General features: G+C 65.6%; 23 protein-coding genes. 18 read left to right on the top strand and 5 right to left on the bottom strand.

Annotated features, from left to right (window positions below; all coding sequences use genetic code 11):
- Positions 1-19: 19 nt before the first annotated feature.
- Positions 20-259 (top strand): hypothetical protein, encoded by a 240-nt coding sequence (locus LKE06_RS03910; RefSeq protein WP_227997235.1) that lies wholly within the window; start codon positions 20-22, stop codon positions 257-259.
- A 16-nt stretch (positions 260-275) separates the two neighbouring features.
- On the opposite strand, the gene LKE06_RS03905 is transcribed toward LKE06_RS03910, so the two are convergent.
- Complete coding sequence (locus LKE06_RS03905; RefSeq protein ID WP_227997234.1) at positions 276-659, bottom strand: hypothetical protein; 384 nt, start codon at positions 657-659, stop codon at positions 276-278.
- A gap of 204 nt (positions 660-863) precedes the next feature.
- Here LKE06_RS03905 and hemL point away from each other — a divergent pair, with 204 nt between their 5' ends.
- The 10 genes from hemL to LKE06_RS03855 all read left to right on the top strand — a co-directional run bounded on the left by hemL (position 864) and on the right by LKE06_RS03855 (position 8,535).
- Positions 864-2,201: a glutamate-1-semialdehyde 2,1-aminomutase gene (gene hemL / locus LKE06_RS03900; protein ID WP_227997233.1), complete on the top strand. Its 1,338-nt coding sequence runs from the start codon at positions 864-866 to the stop codon at positions 2,199-2,201.
- A 185-nt stretch (positions 2,202-2,386) separates the two neighbouring features.
- Complete coding sequence (locus LKE06_RS03895; RefSeq protein ID WP_227999269.1) at positions 2,387-3,079, top strand: histidine phosphatase family protein; 693 nt, start codon at positions 2,387-2,389, stop codon at positions 3,077-3,079.
- A complete protein-coding gene (locus LKE06_RS03890) occupies positions 3,076-3,708 on the top strand; it encodes a TlpA disulfide reductase family protein (protein WP_227997232.1) in 633 nt (210 codons plus the stop codon). Before LKE06_RS03895 ends, LKE06_RS03890 begins: the two co-directional genes overlap by 4 nt.
- On the top strand, positions 3,705-3,929 hold the full coding sequence (locus LKE06_RS03885; RefSeq protein ID WP_227997231.1) for a hypothetical protein: 225 nt from the start codon (positions 3,705-3,707) through the stop codon (positions 3,927-3,929). Before LKE06_RS03890 ends, LKE06_RS03885 begins: the two co-directional genes overlap by 4 nt.
- Positions 3,926-4,159, top strand: coding sequence for a hypothetical protein (locus tag LKE06_RS03880; RefSeq protein ID WP_227997230.1), 234 nt, complete (start codon positions 3,926-3,928; stop codon positions 4,157-4,159). The genes LKE06_RS03885 and LKE06_RS03880 overlap by 4 nt, the downstream gene beginning before the upstream one ends.
- A complete protein-coding gene (locus tag LKE06_RS03875) occupies positions 4,156-5,022 on the top strand; it encodes a cytochrome c biogenesis CcdA family protein (protein ID WP_305082789.1) in 867 nt (288 codons plus the stop codon). The genes LKE06_RS03880 and LKE06_RS03875 overlap by 4 nt, the downstream gene beginning before the upstream one ends.
- Positions 5,019-6,749: a cytochrome c biogenesis protein ResB gene (gene resB, locus LKE06_RS03870; protein ID WP_227997229.1), complete on the top strand. Its 1,731-nt coding sequence runs from the start codon at positions 5,019-5,021 to the stop codon at positions 6,747-6,749. The genes LKE06_RS03875 and resB overlap by 4 nt, the downstream gene beginning before the upstream one ends.
- Before the next feature lie 2 nt (positions 6,750-6,751).
- Positions 6,752-7,723, top strand: coding sequence for a c-type cytochrome biogenesis protein CcsB (gene ccsB / locus LKE06_RS03865; protein WP_227997228.1), 972 nt, complete (start codon positions 6,752-6,754; stop codon positions 7,721-7,723).
- Between the two features lie 195 nt (positions 7,724-7,918).
- Entirely contained in the window at positions 7,919-8,131 is a 213-nt protein-coding gene (locus tag LKE06_RS03860) for a hypothetical protein (RefSeq protein WP_227997227.1), read from the top strand.
- A complete protein-coding gene (locus LKE06_RS03855; protein WP_227997226.1) occupies positions 8,128-8,535 on the top strand; it encodes a type II toxin-antitoxin system VapC family toxin in 408 nt (135 codons plus the stop codon). The genes LKE06_RS03860 and LKE06_RS03855 overlap by 4 nt, the downstream gene beginning before the upstream one ends.
- A 108-nt stretch (positions 8,536-8,643) precedes the next feature.
- On the opposite strand, the gene lppU is transcribed toward LKE06_RS03855, so the two are convergent.
- Complete coding sequence (gene lppU / locus LKE06_RS03850; protein ID WP_227997225.1) at positions 8,644-9,315, bottom strand: LppU family putative lipoprotein; 672 nt, start codon at positions 9,313-9,315, stop codon at positions 8,644-8,646.
- A gap of 293 nt (positions 9,316-9,608) precedes the next feature.
- On the opposite strand from lppU, the gene LKE06_RS03845 reads away from it, so the two are divergent.
- Together LKE06_RS03845 and LKE06_RS03840 are read left to right on the top strand one after the other, a co-directional pair.
- Positions 9,609-10,220 (top strand): DUF8020 domain-containing protein, encoded by a 612-nt coding sequence (locus LKE06_RS03845; RefSeq protein WP_227997224.1) that lies wholly within the window; start codon positions 9,609-9,611, stop codon positions 10,218-10,220.
- Between the two features lie 146 nt (positions 10,221-10,366).
- The gene (locus tag LKE06_RS03840) at positions 10,367-10,576 is read left to right on the top strand and encodes a hypothetical protein (RefSeq protein ID WP_227997223.1); all 210 of its coding nucleotides are present in this window, start codon (positions 10,367-10,369) and stop codon (positions 10,574-10,576) included.
- Here the strand turns inward: LKE06_RS03840 and LKE06_RS03835 are convergent, their stop codons facing one another.
- Positions 10,577-10,801, bottom strand: a complete 225-nt coding sequence (locus LKE06_RS03835; RefSeq protein ID WP_227997222.1) for a hypothetical protein — start codon at positions 10,799-10,801, stop codon at positions 10,577-10,579.
- A 113-nt stretch (positions 10,802-10,914) separates the two neighbouring features.
- Complete coding sequence (locus tag LKE06_RS03830; protein WP_227997221.1) at positions 10,915-11,124, bottom strand: BldC family transcriptional regulator; 210 nt, start codon at positions 11,122-11,124, stop codon at positions 10,915-10,917.
- Between the two features lie 183 nt (positions 11,125-11,307).
- Between LKE06_RS03830 and LKE06_RS03825 the strand changes: the two genes are divergently transcribed.
- The 5 genes from LKE06_RS03825 to LKE06_RS03805 all read left to right on the top strand — a co-directional run bounded on the left by LKE06_RS03825 (position 11,308) and on the right by LKE06_RS03805 (position 14,057).
- Positions 11,308-11,652, top strand: coding sequence for a DUF4229 domain-containing protein (locus LKE06_RS03825; RefSeq protein ID WP_227997220.1), 345 nt, complete (start codon positions 11,308-11,310; stop codon positions 11,650-11,652).
- Positions 11,649-12,734, top strand: a complete 1,086-nt coding sequence (gene cds1, locus LKE06_RS03820; protein WP_227997219.1) for an L-cysteine desulfhydrase Cds1 — start codon at positions 11,649-11,651, stop codon at positions 12,732-12,734. The genes LKE06_RS03825 and cds1 overlap by 4 nt, the downstream gene beginning before the upstream one ends.
- A 53-nt stretch (positions 12,735-12,787) precedes the next feature.
- The gene (locus LKE06_RS03815) at positions 12,788-13,009 is read left to right on the top strand and encodes a helix-turn-helix domain-containing protein (protein WP_227997218.1); all 222 of its coding nucleotides are present in this window, start codon (positions 12,788-12,790) and stop codon (positions 13,007-13,009) included.
- Positions 13,009-13,593 (top strand): Clp protease N-terminal domain-containing protein, encoded by a 585-nt coding sequence (locus LKE06_RS03810; protein WP_227997217.1) that lies wholly within the window; start codon positions 13,009-13,011, stop codon positions 13,591-13,593. The genes LKE06_RS03815 and LKE06_RS03810 overlap by 1 nt, the downstream gene beginning before the upstream one ends.
- Positions 13,594-13,670: 77 nt before the next feature.
- The gene (locus tag LKE06_RS03805; protein ID WP_227997216.1) at positions 13,671-14,057 is read left to right on the top strand and encodes a phage holin family protein; all 387 of its coding nucleotides are present in this window, start codon (positions 13,671-13,673) and stop codon (positions 14,055-14,057) included.
- Here LKE06_RS03805 and LKE06_RS03800 read toward each other — a convergent pair.
- Positions 14,054-14,926, bottom strand: a complete 873-nt coding sequence (locus tag LKE06_RS03800) for a 1,4-dihydroxy-2-naphthoate polyprenyltransferase (protein ID WP_227997215.1) — start codon at positions 14,924-14,926, stop codon at positions 14,054-14,056. The two genes, LKE06_RS03805 and LKE06_RS03800, sit on opposite strands and share 4 nt — an antisense overlap.
- Between the last annotated feature and the right edge of the window lie 9 nt (positions 14,927-14,935).

Below are 14,935 nucleotides of genomic sequence, written 5' to 3'. Positions count from 1 at the left end.
TGTCGACAAAGGAATGTTTGTGATTGCACTTGCCGGAAAACTCTGTGCCGGGGTGGCCGTGGCCGCCGCGATCGGGCTGGCCGCAGCGCCCGCGGGCGCCACGACGAGCCTGCCGCTGGAACCCGCGACCACCGATACCGCGCAAAACCCGCACGCCGCACCGGTTTTCGTGCCCCAGACCGGATCCGCCGGTATCTACAACTCGTTCACGTGCACGCTGCACACCATGTCGGCCTCAGTGCCGTGCATCTACACCTGACCGATCCGGCGTCGATTCAATTCCACTGCTGGTAAATGTCTAGCACCCGGCCGCCGCGAGTGCCAGGGACATTTACGAAAACGGTAACCGAGCCATCAGGGTGGGTGGCGGCTTCGGTCATGATCTGGCGCAGTGATGCGTGCACACCGCCGTTCTCGTCGCGATGAATCTCGGTACCGCTCTCTAGTCCCGCGCCGATTCGGCTGGGCGGCACGAACATGGTGACCAATGCGGGCAGTGGTCCGCCGGCGATGGCCGCGGTTTCCTCGTGGCTAAGGCTGACCCCGATGCGGTCGGTCTGCCCGACCGGGGCAACCGCCGAGGCGGATCCGGCGCCCAAAAGGGTCGTCGAGGCGGCGAGCGGGGCGAGTACCGCGGCACTCAAGATGGCAAACCGCATGCTGAACCCTCCGGAACCGGTAGATGGTGGGAGAAACGGATATGCGAGCCGCCCAAGATTACGCAGCGGCAATCCGCTGGCGACCGATATGCGGCGAAACAGATTCGGCGTGTTGCGCAGACGTGCCGGGGCGCACTGCGGCGTGGGTCACTCCACTACACCCTGTCGTCGACTCGTTGGGATCGGGCTGAGACACTGGAGGCCGTGAGTTCTTCTCCGCGCGCGACCAGGGCATCGGTGCCGATCTCCACCCAGCTCTTCGAGCGGGCCAGTTCGGTAATCCCGGGCGGTGTCAACTCGCCGGTTCGGGCATTCATGTCGGTCGGCGGCACACCGAGATTCATCGCTTCGGCGAACGGCTACACCCTCACCGATGCCGACGGCAACGACTATGTGGATCTGGTCTGCTCCTGGGGGCCGATGATCCTCGGGCACGCGCATCCCGCGGTGGTCGACGCGGTCCAGCGGGCCGCGACCACTGGGCTGTCCTTCGGTGCGCCGACCGAGGCCGAGATCGAACTCGCCGAACTGATCGTCGAACGGGTTGCGCCGGTGGATCGGGTTCGGCTGGTGAACTCCGGCACCGAGGCCACTATGAGCGCGGTCCGGTTGGCTCGCGGTTACACGGGTCGCACCAAGATCATCAAGTTTTCCGGCTGCTACCACGGCCATGTGGACGCACTGCTTGCCGATGCCGGATCCGGCATCGCGACGCTCGGCCTGCCGACCTCGCCCGGTGTCACCGGCGCGCAGGCGGCCGACACCATCGTGCTGCCCTACAACGACATCGATGCCGTCACCGCGGCGTTCGCCGCGAATCCCGGCGAGATCGCGTGCGTGATCACCGAGGCCGCGGCGGGCAATATGGGTGCGGTCGCACCGCTGCCCGGTTTCAACGAGGCCCTGCGCACGCTGACCGCCGCACACGGCGCGCTGTTGATCATGGACGAGGTGATGACCGGATTCCGGGTCAGCCGCGCGGGATGGTTCGGCCGCGAGGGGGTCGCCGGTGATCTCTACACCTTCGGCAAGGTGATGAGCGGTGGTCTGCCCGCCGCCGCGTTCGGTGGCCGTGCCGATATCATGAATCATCTGGCTCCGCTCGGCCCCGTTTATCAGGCGGGCACGCTGTCTGGAAATCCGGTCGCCGTCGCCGCGGGCCTCGCAACGCTGCGTGCGGCCGACGACGCCGTGTACGCCGCGCTCGATCGCAATGCGCAGCGGCTCGGCGGACTGTTCACCGAAGCCCTAACCACCGTGGGGGTCGAGCATCAGGTGCAGTTCGCGGGCAATATGGTGAGCGTGTTCTTCGCCGAGGCTCCGGTCACCGACTACGCCACCGCCAAGGCCAGCCAGACCTGGCGTTTCCCAGCTTTCTTCCACGCGCTTCTCGAAGGTGGTGTGTACGCGCCGCCGAGCGCGTACGAGGCTTGGTTCGTCTCCGCGGCGCTCGACGAGGACGCGTTCGACCGTATCGCCGCCGCCCTGCCCGCCGCCGCACACGCGGCCGCGGCCGCCACCCCCGAAGGATCCCGCGCGTGAGTTCCGACCACCCAGATTCCAAAAAGCGCGAACAAGCCGACGCAGCCGTCTCGGCTGAATCCGACGCGGCCGTCTCGGCTGAATCCAACACAGCCGTCTCGGCTGAATCGCGCCCCAAGAGCGAATCCGCCCACTCGACCGAGTCCAGCGTGAGCGACGAACCGGCAGCGCGGGCTGCCTCCGCCATGAGCACTCGACCGCGCACCACGGAGCCGACCGGCCCGTCCGCCACGGGCATCGAGGGCGAGGGCGTCGAGACCATCGTGCACGTGCTCCGCCACGGAGAGGTGCACAACCCGAAGGGCATCCTCTATGGACGGCTGCCCGGCTTCAGTTTGTCGGTCACCGGGCGGGCGCAGGCGGGCGCGGTCGGGCGGTCGCTGTCGGATCACGACGTCACGCTAGTGATCGCCTCGCCGCTGCAACGCGCGCAGGAGACTGCCGCGCCGATCGCCGAACGGCACGGGCTTATCGTGCGCACCGACGAGAACCTCATCGAGGCGGGCAATACCTTCGAGGGCCTTCGGGTATCGGTCGGTGACGGCGCGCTGCGCAAGCCTCGGCACTGGTGGAAGCTGCGTGATCCCTTCGCCCCGTCCTGGGGTGAGCCGTACCTGCAGATCGCACACCGCATGTTGGCCGCCGTGAACAAGGCGCGGGTCGAGGCGGCCGGGCACGAGGCGGTGCTGGTGTCGCATCAGCTGCCGGTGTGGACGCTGCGCCGGTTCTTGCAGGGACAGCGGCTCTGGCACGACCCGCGCCACCGGCAATGCTCGCTCGCATCGCTGACTTCGCTTGTCTACCAGGGCGATACGCTCGTCGACATCGTCTACTCCGAGCCTGCGGGCGGTTCGGATCCGTCGGTGCACGGCGCATGAGACCGGTCACCGCGTCGACTCGGCCGGTATTGCGGCGCCTGGCGCCGGTCCTGCTCGCGTGCGTGTGCCTCGTCGCCACGCTCGTGGGCTGCTCCGCCGGTACCGACGCGGTGGCCTCCGGTGGCACGTTCGAATTCGTGTCTCCCGGCGGCAAGACCGACATCTTCTACGACCCGCCCAGCGCGCGCGGCACCATCGGCAAGCTGTCGGGCCCGGATCTGATGACCGTTGGCAAAACCACCTCGGTCGACGATTTCGCGGGCAAGGTCGTCGTGCTCAATCTGTGGGGCCAGTGGTGCGGCCCGTGCCGTGCGGAAGCCCCCGCGCTCGAGAAGGCGTACGCGGCGACGAAGGACAAGGGCGTCGCATTCCTCGGCATCAACGTCCGTGACCCGCAACAGGACAAGGCCCAAGACTTCGTCACCGATAACAAGATCGGTTACCCGTCCATCTACGACCCGTCAATGCGCACCTTGCTCGCCCTCGGTGGCAACTTTCCGACCAGCGTGATTCCCACGACCCTGGTCCTGGATCGCGAGCACCGGGTTGCCGCCGTCTTCCTCAGGTCGCTCCTGGCCGAGGATCTTCAGCCCATCGTCGACCGCATCGCCGCAGAGGATTCCCAGTGACCCGCACCCGAAGCCCGCGCGCTTGTCGCCCGAGGCAGGCCGCCCGACTCATCCGTGGCACGTGGACCGTCGACGACCGGTGGGCCGGCGTCGCCTCGGTGCCACGTAGCGCCGCGGCGGTTTCGATGATGGACGTCAACTGGGCCGAGGTCGACGCGCCGTCGGAATCGGAACGACCGGTGCGGCGCGACGCGGATCAGTCCGAGGAGGGCCGGTCGTGAATCGCGACCGACGCGTTCGCGGCCGACTTGCCTGCCGTCCGCGCCAGGCAGCGCGGCTCGTTCGTGGCACATGGCGAGTCGATGATCGCTGGGCCGGTGTCGCGGTGGTGCCGCGCAGCGCGGCCGCGGAATCGATGCGGGATATCGCGCGCGACGATTTATCCGCGGTGAGTGCCGCACCCGCTCCCGAGCCGCCGCCCACCGACGATGGGCGCCGGGAGCACACATGAGTGTGCTCGCCGGAGTAGGCGATTCGTTCCAGCAGACGGCGGCGACCGGACCGCTGCTGCTGGCGTTGGGCGCATGTGTGCTGGCAGGGCTGGTGTCGTTCGCCTCGCCGTGTGTGGTGCCGCTGGTGCCGGGTTATCTGTCGTATCTCGCGGGATTGGTCGGTGCCGAGGCGCCGCCGGTAACCGCTGCCGAGGCCAAAGGTCGTGGGGCGCGGGCCGGTTCGGTTGCTGTCGCGGATCGTGGTGTGGCGGCCCCCGCACAGCCGGTGGCTCGCGGCCGGATGCGGGTTGCCGGCGCGGCGGGTTTGTTCGTCGCCGGTTTCACCGTGGTTTTCGTGCTCGCGACCGCCACCGTCTTCGGTGTGATTCAGACCTTGAATGTGAATCGTGAGCTGCTGCAACGCATCGGCGGTGTCGTCACGATTCTGATGGGGCTGGTGTTCATCGGCCTGGTGCCCGCGCTGCAGCGCGATACCCGGATGCAGCCGCGCAGGCTGACCAGCATTGCGGGCGCTCCGCTGCTCGGCGCGGTGTTCGCGCTGGGCTGGACGCCGTGCCTGGGTCCGACGCTATCGGGGGTGATGGCGGTGTCGGCGGGTACCGACGGCACCACCGCCGTTCGAGGCGTCGCGCTCATCGTCGCCTACTGCCTCGGCCTCGGGCTGCCCTTCGTGATCCTGGCCTTCGGCTCGGTGAGCGCGCTGCGCGGTGTCGGCTGGCTGCGCCGCAACTCCCGCACCATTCAGATCATCGGGGGAATCCTGCTCGTCGCGGTCGGCATCGCGCTGGTCACGGGGGCTTGGGACCAGTTCGTCGCCTGGGTCCGCGACGCGTTCGTTTCCGAGGTGACGCTACCGATATGACCGTGCTCGACAAACATGAGGCGCCGGTGACCCCGCCGCGTCAATCACCACTAGGCCGGATCTGGGCATTCGCGCGCAATACCTGGCGCGGACTGACCAGCATGCGCACCGCGCTGGTACTGCTGTTCCTGCTCGCGCTGGCCGCGATTCCCGGCGCGTTGCTGCCGCAGCGCAGCCTCAATGCGCAGAAGGTCGATCAGTACATCATTGACCGGCCGACGCTCGGACCATGGATGGATCGGTTCGAACTGTTCGACGTGTTCGGCAGCTTCTGGTTCACGGCGATCTATGTACTGCTGTTCATTTCACTGGTCGGGTGCATTCTGCCGCGCGTCTTCGATCACTACCGCGCGCTGCGCACGCCGCCGGTCCGGGCGCCGCGCAACCTCGCCCGGCTGCCGCACCACTACTCGGGGACTGTCGAACTGGGCGCCGAGGAGGTGGTCGCACATGCGCGTAAGCAATTGCGTGGCTGGCGCACCGAGGTGCGTGACGGCGCGAGTCTCAGGCCCCGAAGCGGTGGCCAACGTGACCACGAAGATCCAAGCGAGCGCCGTATCAAGCCGAGCGGGCGTGACGGTGAGATCACCCTGTCCGCAGAGAAGGGGTACACCCGCGAGCTCGGCAACCTCGTCTTCCATCTGTCGCTGGTCGGGCTGCTGGTCGCCATCGCCGTCGGCAAGCTGTTCGGCTACGAGGGCAGCGTCATCGTTATCGCCAATAATGGCCCAGGCTTCTGCACGACCTCACCCGCGGTTTTCGACTCGTTCCGGGCAGGCAATGTCATCGACGGCACCGGCATCGCGCCGATCTGCGTGCGGGTCAAGGACTTCAAGGCCGACTATCTGCAGAATGGCCAGGCCGAGATGTTCACCTCGAACATCGAATATCAGGCGGGTGCGGATCTGCAGAGCAATACCTGGCGTAACAGCACCATCCAGGTGAACCATCCGCTGCGCGTCGCGGGTGACAGGCTGTATTTGCAGGGACACGGGTACGCGCCGACCTTCACGGTCACCTTCCCGAACGGGCAGACCAGGACCGAGACCATCCAGTGGCGGCCGGAAAACGCGCAGACGTTCCTGTCCAGCGGTGTTTTGCGGATCGATCCGCCCGGTGGCATGTACGCCACCGACGAGGAGCGTCGCAAGAACCAGATCGCGATCGAGGGCCTTTTCGCACCGACCGCGCTGCTGCACGGCAACCTGCTGACCTCATCGTTCCCCGTGATGAATGATCCGGCCGTCGCGGTGGACGTCTATCGCGGCGATACCGGCCTCGATACCGGCAAGCCGCAATCGCTGTTCTCGCTGGACCCGGAGCAGATCAAACAGGGCCGGCTGGCCAAGGAGGCCAGGGTCAACCTACGCCCCGGCGAGTCGACCACCCTGCCCAACGGCACCAAGGTGACCTTCGACGGTGCACAGGAATTCGTGAACCTGCAGGTGTCGCACGATCCGGCGCAACAGTGGGTGCTGGTGAGCGCACTGGCCATGATGGCGGGGCTGCTGGTGTCGCTGCTGGTGAAACGGCGGCGGATCTGGATGCGGGTCTACCCGGCTGAGGGCGAAGCCGGTACCGTTGACAAACGACGCACTGTAGTAGAGATGGGCGGGCTGGCCAGAACCGATCAGGCCGGCTGGGGCGGCGAGTTCGACAAGCTGCGTGCGCGCCTGCTGGATCAGCGATCCAGCGGGCAACCCGGCTCCGAGACCACGGGAGAGTGACCATGCCGATCGACGAGAACATCGCGCACTACAGCGATCTCGCCTTCAAGTCGGCGATCGTCGTGTACGCGCTCGTGCTCGTGCTGCTGCTGGTGCAGTACGCGTCGGCGCGGACACGGAAGGTTGTCGAGCGCGAGCTTGTCGCCGCGGGCGGTTCCGGCTCGCTGCCTGCGGCCGGTCCTGGTCGTATCGAGACGCCACAGGCGCGGCCCCTTTCGGAACGCGCGGGCAATATGGCTTACTCGGTGCTCTTTGTCGGGGTCGCGTCGCACGTGCTCTCGATCGTGTTGCGCGGCTTCGCGACTCATCGCTTTCCGCTCGGCAACATGTACGAGTTCGTCACCATGGCGACCGCCGCCGCGGCACTGGTCGGGATTGTTTTCCTGCGTGAGCAGCGCTACCGGTCGATGTGGGTGTTCTTGCTCGTCCCGATCCTGATCCTGATGTTCCTCGCGGGCACCCTGCTCTACGCCGACGCCGCGCCTGTCGTGCCCGCGTTGAAGTCGTACTGGTTGCCCATTCACGTCACCATCGTCAGCATCGGCAGCGGCGTCTTCCTCGTCTCCGGTGTCGCGAGCCTGCTTTTCCTCTACCGCCTGCGCCAGCCCGAGGGCCAGGAGTCCGACAACATCCTCGGCGTCATCGCCCGCCGCCTGCCCGACGCCCGCGCTCTGGACCGCCTTGCCTACAAAACCACCATCATCGGTTTCCCTCTCTTCGGTGCAGGCGTCATCCTCGGCGCCATCTGGGCCGAAGCCGCCTGGGGCCGCTTCTGGGGCTGGGACCCCAAGGAAACCTGCTCCTTCATAGCCTGGGTCCTCTACGCCGCCTACCTGCACGCCCGCGCCACCTCCGGCTGGCGCGACACCAAGGCCGCCTGGATCAACGTCGCGGGATTCGTGGCGATGCTGTTCAACTTGTTCATCATCAACATCGTGATCAGCGGGTTGCACTCGTACGCGGGGCTGAACTGAAATGGCTTGACCTGCGCATTCGTGTGTTTGGCGGGTTATTCGCTCGCGTCGCTCGGATCGTCGGTACGCAGCGAGTACGCAGTAGTGGATACCGATCCAGTCGGTGATGGTTGATTCGATCCCCTCATAAGAGGGAACCTTCATTTGGTCTATTTGTGCAAAGCATTGGTTTACGGGCAGTCGTACACTTTGGTCATGAGCGCGACCCATGAGGAGCTGTTGCGGCTGGCTGAGGCTGTGCCGGAGGATCAGGTTCCGGCTGCCGCCGCGTTCCTTCGGCAGCTCGTCCGCCCACCCGGACGCCGCACCTTCCACAGCGCAGGAATCGCCTCCGCTGAACCGGACCTGAGCGAGCGGGCCAAGGACATCGTTCGCAACGAGATCGATCGGGCAGAATCGGCTGAGTGATCGTTGTCGATACCGGGCCTATCGTCGCCCTGGTCAATGCCCGAGACAACCACCATGCCGCGTGCCGGGAACTGCTGATGAACGCTCCCGGCCCGCTGCTGGTGCCGGCACCGGTGCTCACTGAAGCGGCGATTCTGCTGGAGCGCCGTGTCGGTCCTGTGGCGGAACTGGCGTTCCTGCGAGACGTGACCGAAGGCACGTACACTCTCGTGGATACGACCGTCGAGGACCTGGAACGGATACGCCAGCTCGTCGACAAGTACTCCGACCTACCGCTGGGCACGGTGGACGCATCCGTGGTCGCCGTCGCTGAGCGGTTCCCGGTCACGGCCGTGGCGACGCTGGACCGCAAGCACTTCTCCATCGTCCAGTCCAAGGCCGGGCAACTCCTTCTCGTGCCCTGAACTTCCTCCGCTCCGGTACGCAGTAGCGCCGCCGGGCTGAACTAAACGGCTGCTACCTGTGCGTCTGGGTCTTCGTCGTCGTCGGCTGGGTCCGGCTGAGCGGCAGTCCTACAAACGCGCCACGCAGACGACGAATCGGCGTTGCTGGTAGACGATTCCGCGGTCACCCTTGGAGCAGGTGTTGACGTTGGTGGTGTCTTGTTTAACTTCTACGACTCGTATGCCGTCGGGTGTGCCTTGGGCTGTGCAGTCGATTCGTTTCGGGTTGTCGGGGGTGAGTTGCATGCAGCCGCCGGTTACCCAGTCGATGTCGAGGCAGAGGGCTGCCTTTTCGGTGCCGTGCAATGTCGCGACGTAGGAATGGTCGGCATCGGTCGGGCACTGCGTGGGTTCGGGCGCCATTTGGGACACGGTGTAGTTGGAATTCGCGCTGCCGCAGGTGGTTTTCTCGATTTTGGCGTCGTCGTCGATGCGATCGAGCCCGATACAGTCGCCGACAGCTACCTGTAGGCCGGTGACCACCTTTTCGTTGGCGCCGCGAACCGCTGGGAACGTAGGGGCCGGGCTGATCGCCGATTCGTCTTGGGGTAGCGGCTGGATCTCCGGTGCTGTCATTGTCGCTGTGGCACTGATGCTTTCGGTGACCGGCGACGGAGCGTTTGCGGCCGACTCGTCGTTACTCATGGAAAACGCGACCGTCGCGACGGCGGCCGCGGACAGTGCGGCGCCGAGGATGAATACGGTCAGGGTGATACCGGCACGGACACGTTGGCGCGACACGAAACGTCCTCCAGAGCTGTCACGCTTCGAACTCGCCCAACGAGATCCGAAGTTGAAAATTGCATTTCGAAGATCACGCCATGCTTACACCATGTGGTGCGCGCGCGTCGAGTCGTTGTGGGGCAACGCATTCCGTGCGACGCCGAGTGGTCCGATCGCTCATATTTCCAGGTCACAATCGGGCAACGATGAATGATGGGAGGCTTTACCGATTGCGGTGGGGGCAATAGCTACGTGGCGCTGTGTGCGTCATCCGGCTGCCCGAGCCGGAGCCTTGTGAGAAGGAAACTCGAATGAAGTTCGGCACGTTCGCCGCCGCCACCACTCTCTTAGCCGTCGTTGCCACGGGAATCGCTGCGGGAACTGTGAATGCGGAGCCGATCGCGATCACTCGTGAGATTTCGACATCCGGCGTCGACCAGGGAGTCGGCTACCGCGCCACCCTCTCCGACGTCGCCGGAGTACTCACCACCGCTGTCGACGGCGGAAAATTCGAGGTCACCGATAACGGCACCAAGGTATCGCTGAAGTCCGACAGCGGTGCTGTCGTCGCCGAGGTACCGCTGACCTTCGACGTCTCCGGAAGTCATCTGTCGGTTGCACAGGAGATCCGCGACAACGGTCGAACCCTCGCCCTCACACCGAAGCCGACCGCCAAGGACATCGGTGAGATGCAGTCGATCAGCTCTATGGCCCGCCTGATCGAGGAACTCAACAAGAACGTCATCGGCGTCGTCGCCGGTGGCGTACTGGGCGGGCTGATCGGCGCCATCGTCGGCCTCGGATTCTTCAGCATCATCACAGGCCCGATCGGCCTGGTGATCGGCGCGATCGCGGGCGGCTACGCCATGGGCGGCCAGTCGTTCATGGACGCGATGACCGCGGTCGTCAGCGGCCAGCCCTGAGCGAGTTCATGCGTACCGACGGCCATGGCGATCGGGAAAGTGGCGCTTGTCACGATGCTCGCCGCGTGCCGTTCCGCGTGCGGGCGGGTCGACAGATCAGTGCATGCCGATCCAGCGCATGCCAGATCTGAGGGGAGAACGGACACGTGGATGCCGATGACTTCACCTATCCGCCCGCTGCGGTGGTCGACGCGGACAATGGCGTGATCGAGCAGCTCGACGACGGTCGGCTGCGCAATCTGGCACGCACAGCCGCCGGGTTGTCGCTGGAGGCGCAGCAATATTTGGCGATGGTCGCGAACCGTCTTCGCGTCAAGGAGGGGCTGCCGTCGCGTGGCGACGCCATCGAGCGGTAGTCAGCGCTCGGTGGGACCCGAGTCGCCGTCGCGATGCTGGTGCGAGAGGCGCCAGAGGAATTCAGGGTCGTCGTCGGGACCCTTGATCGGCTTGCGTTGCGATGAATGACGCAGCGGTAAACGGGTGGTTGGGGTGGTCGGTCCGGCGGACTTTTCCGGGCCGAACGCTTTCCAGCACAAAACCGCGACAGCCACGACCGCGATGAGTGCCAACAGGTACGTCACGTCGCTCACCTCCTGCTAACGAGCGTAGCCGGGTACCTGGGCTTCGGACACCGCGGACCCGAAATTCCTCTGACGAGGTGTCCGCGGCCTCCTTCGAATGCCGGGCCTGCGAATCAGTGCGCGGTGGCCTCGGTGGTCAGCGACCTGAGTAGTTGCAGCACCTCGGACTCACGGAACCTGCGGTGTCCGCCCGGCGTGCGTAGCGAGCCGAGGCGCCCGGCGTGAGCCCAGCGGGTAACGGTCTTCGGATCGACGTGGAACATGGCGGCAACTTGGCCCGGCGTCAGCAGGGCGTCCTGGCCGCTGACGGTGATCGCAGTCATAGCAAACCTCTCCGTTCTCGACAGTCCCTCATCAGTGGCGCCATCGTCGCACTGCGACCCCTACGTAGTCGAACCACCTACAGTTGGTAAAGGGTAAGTAATGGACAAAACGGATACCGCTCGAGCGCTGCGGCGTGAGGTATCGCCCGGGCCGGGAAAACCGCTTCGCATAGGCTGGCTGACGTGAGTGACGCAACTCCACCGGAAGGTGCACCAGGACAGCAACCCGCACGGGTAGGCCGGCGGCTGGCCCGCAATCTGGCGCTGTACAGCCTCGCCAGGCTGGCGTTGGTTGTCGTCCTCACGGTGGTGATCATCGCGATCGCCCGTTTGGTGTCAGTGGATATTCCGCTCGTGGTTGCCGCGTTGTTCGCGCTGCTATTGGCGATGCCACTATCGCTGACGCTATTCAAGAAGCTGCGCACCCGGGTCAACCAGGACATCGCGGTCGTTGACGAGAAACGCCGCCAGGACAAGGCGCGGTTGCGGGCCAGGTTGCGCGGCGACGAGCAGGGGCCATCGGCGTGAAGCAATGCGATCGCAGCGTCCCACGCGATTGGGTGGATAACGCGGTCCGATTGATCGACGCCGACACCCAGCGCAGCGCGGATACGCATCTGCTGCGCTATCCATTGCCCGCCGAGTGGAACGTCCAGCTGTATCTGAAGGACGAATCGACCCACATCACAGGCAGTCTCAAGCATCGGCTCGCCAGATCCCTTTTCCTGTACGCGATTTGCAATGGCTGGGTCGCCGAGGGCACAACCGTGGTAGAGGCCTCGTCGGGGTCGACCGCGGTCAGCGAGGCGTATTTCGCGAAGCTGCTCGGCCTGGATTTCGTCGCGGTGATGCCCGCGAGTACCTCGCCGCAGAAGATCGCGCTCATCGAAGCGCAAGGCGGCAGTTGTCATTTCGTGCAGCGGCCACCGGATATGTACACCGAGGCCGTGCGGCTGGCGGCCGAGTGCGGTGGCCACTATATGGATCAGTTCACCCATGCCGAGCGCGCCACGGACTGGCGCGGTAATAACAACATCGCCGAATCCATTTTCGAGCAAATGACTCTGGAGACCTGCCCGGTGCCGGAGTGGATTGTTGTCGGTGCGGGCACCGGCGGTACCAGCGCCACCATCGGCCGCTACATCCGTTACCGCAGGCACGCGACGAAACTGGCCGTGGTCGACCCCGAGAATTCCGCCTTCTACGGCGGCTACGAGACCGGCGACTCGGGTTATGAGACCGGAATGCCCTCGCGGATCGAGGGCATCGGCCGGCCGCGCGTCGAACCGTCGTTCGTCGGCCAGGTCGTCGACCGCATGATCGAGGTCCCCGATGCCGGATCCATCGCCGCCGCCCGTCACGCGAGCACGGTGATCGGTCGCCGCGTAGGTGGTTCCACCGGCACCAACCTGTGGGGCGCGTTCGCTCTTATCGCCGAAATGATCGCCGCGGGACGCACCGGCAGCGTGGTGACGCTGCTGTGCGACGGCGGGGATCGTTATGCCGGAACGTATTTCAACGACGACTGGGTCGCGGCACAAGACATCAGCCTGGCCGGGGCGCAGGCCGTGCTTTCGAAGTTCGCGGCTACTGGAAGTTGGACCGGATAACTGGGTGTCAATTTTCATTGACAATTGATCTGTCGTCAATAAAAATTGACGGCATGACTGAAGCAACCACATTGGCGGCCGCCGCCGGCAGTCCCGACCCCAGGGTCGGGTTGCGTGCGGTGCTCGCGCTGCGTCGGCTGCTCGAACGTCTGGAAGCGATCCAGGTGGCCAATGCTCGCGAACAGGGCTGGTCGTGGCAGGCGATCGCGGAGGCGCTCGAGGTCAGCAAGCAGGCGGTCCACCATAAATACAGCCGGAGAGGCAGGAACAGCTGATGTTCGAACGGTTCAGCAGGACAGCACGCACGGTGATCGTCATCGCCCAGGAAGACGCCCGCGAAATGCGCTCACCGAGTATCGAGGTGGAGCACGTTCTGCTCGGCATCATTTCCCAGGGTGAGCCGGAGCTGAAGACCATGCTCGCCGATGCCGGGATCACCCATACGGGCGTGTTGAAAAAGCTCGATCAGCAGGGCAGGGGCGAGCCGCTCGGAGCCGAGGACACGGAGGCGCTTCGCTCGATCGGCATCGATCTCGACGCCGTGCGGGGGAGTTTGGAGGCTACCTTCGGCGAGGACGCGCTCGAGCGCGCGGTGCCCGAACAGCGGCGTGGGCCCTTCGGCCGGGGCCGCGGTGGTGGTAATTTCGGCCACATTCCGTTCACCAAGGACGCGAAGAAGGTGGTCGAACTGGCCCTGCGGGAGGCGCTCGCGCGCAAGGACAAGACCATCGAGTCCGGACATCTGCTGCTCGGTGTCCTGCGTGCCCCCAATGAGACCACCACCCGCATCCTCGGTGGATCGGACTCGATCGCCGATCTACGCCCGCGGGTGCACGCGCTGCTCGACCGTGCGGCATGAGCGAGCGGGCATGCGTGAGCGGGCGATTCGCGTTCCGAGCCCGCGCATGCCCGCCCGCGCGGGCTTAGCATTGCCTCATGCAGCTTCTGATTCGGTTGATCATCAACGGGGTGGCCATCTGGCTGGCCGCTACCTGGGTCGACAAGATTTATCTTTTCAGTCCCGACGACAATGGCACCGGCGGCAAGATCGTGACCCTGCTCGCCCTCGCGGCGGTATTCACGCTGGTGAACGCGTTCGTCAAGCCGATCGTGAAGCTGCTGTCGCTCCCGCTGGTGATCGTGACGCTCGGCCTGTTTCTGCTGGTCATCAACGCGCTGATGCTGTGGCTCACCGCGAAGATCTCCGAGGCCACCGAATACGGCCTGCGCATCGACGGCTTCTGGGCCGCGGTCTGGGGCGGCATCATTATCTGGCTGGTGAACTGGGTGCTCGGCATTCTGGTCCCCGACGGCGACGACTAACCGGCCAGCCCGAGCCCGAGGGCGGTCACGGCCGACCACACGAGCAGGGCCAGGCCCGAATCGCGCAGGGCCGGAATCAGTTCCAGGCCGCCCCTCCCGGAACGGACCGGGGCGTTGGCGCGGACCGCGAGCGGTACGGCGAGCAGGCCGACCAGCGCCCATGGGGTCCGCACCACCAGGGTCAGGGTGGCGAGGAATGGGATCGCCAGCATGATCAGGTGCAGCGTCCTGGTCCGGGGATCGCCGAGTTTTACCGCGAGCGTGACCTTTCCGGATTCGGTATCTGTCGGGATGTCACGCAGATTATTGGCGACCAGTACCGCGCTGGAGAACGCGCCGACGGCGACGGCGAGCACCAGCCCGGCCCAATCAATCCGTTCGGCCTGCACGAATTCGGTGCCGAGCACGCCGATCAGGCCGAAGAATACGAAGACCGCGATCTCACCGAATCCGTTGTAGCCGTAGGGCTTACTGCCACCGGTGTAGAACCAGGCGCCGGCCAGGCAGGCCGCGCCGATCAGAATCAGCCACCAGGCGGTCAGAACGACGAGTACCAGGCCGAACACCGCGCCGACGGCCAGGCTGATGATCGCGGCATTCTTGACCGCCGTCGCCGACGCCAGTTTCGAGCCGACCAGCCGCAGCGGGCCCACCCGCTCGTCGTCGGTCCCTCGGATACCGTCGGAATAGTCGTTGGCGTAGTTCACCCCGACGATCAGTGCCAGCGAAACCAGCAACGCGAGCACGGCTTTCCACCACACCGCGCCATCGATGGACGCGGCGGCACCGGTTCCGGCGAACACCGGGGCGATCGCGTTCGGCAGGGTGCGGGGCCGTGCGCCCTCGATCCATTGCGCTGCTGTAGCCATTCCCGCAGC

Origin of the sequence: Nocardia australiensis (assembly GCF_020733705.1) — a bacterium.
Lineage (GTDB): Bacteria > Actinomycetota > Actinomycetes > Mycobacteriales > Mycobacteriaceae > Nocardia > Nocardia australiensis.
This window is presented reverse-complemented; position numbering and strand designations above follow the sequence as displayed.

Coding starts and splice junctions, on each gene's coding strand:
- LKE06_RS03905 (WP_227997234.1), bottom strand. CDS start 659: ATGCGGTTTGCCATCTTGAGTGCCGCGGTACTCGCCCCGCTCGCCGCC.
- LKE06_RS03895 (WP_227999269.1), top strand. CDS start 2,387: ATGAGCACTCGACCGCGCACCACGGAGCCGACCGGCCCGTCCGCCACG.
- LKE06_RS03890 (WP_227997232.1), top strand. CDS start 3,076: ATGAGACCGGTCACCGCGTCGACTCGGCCGGTATTGCGGCGCCTGGCG.
- LKE06_RS03875 (WP_305082789.1), top strand. CDS start 4,156: ATGAGTGTGCTCGCCGGAGTAGGCGATTCGTTCCAGCAGACGGCGGCG.
- resB (WP_227997229.1), top strand. CDS start 5,019: ATGACCGTGCTCGACAAACATGAGGCGCCGGTGACCCCGCCGCGTCAA.
- ccsB (WP_227997228.1), top strand. CDS start 6,752: ATGCCGATCGACGAGAACATCGCGCACTACAGCGATCTCGCCTTCAAG.
- LKE06_RS03860 (WP_227997227.1), top strand. CDS start 7,919: ATGAGCGCGACCCATGAGGAGCTGTTGCGGCTGGCTGAGGCTGTGCCG.
- LKE06_RS03845 (WP_227997224.1), top strand. CDS start 9,609: ATGAAGTTCGGCACGTTCGCCGCCGCCACCACTCTCTTAGCCGTCGTT.
- LKE06_RS03830 (WP_227997221.1), bottom strand. CDS start 11,124: ATGACTGCGATCACCGTCAGCGGCCAGGACGCCCTGCTGACGCCGGGC.
- LKE06_RS03815 (WP_227997218.1), top strand. CDS start 12,788: ATGACTGAAGCAACCACATTGGCGGCCGCCGCCGGCAGTCCCGACCCC.
- LKE06_RS03810 (WP_227997217.1), top strand. CDS start 13,009: ATGTTCGAACGGTTCAGCAGGACAGCACGCACGGTGATCGTCATCGCC.
- LKE06_RS03805 (WP_227997216.1), top strand. CDS start 13,671: ATGCAGCTTCTGATTCGGTTGATCATCAACGGGGTGGCCATCTGGCTG.
- LKE06_RS03800 (WP_227997215.1), bottom strand. CDS start 14,926: ATGGCTACAGCAGCGCAATGGATCGAGGGCGCACGGCCCCGCACCCTG.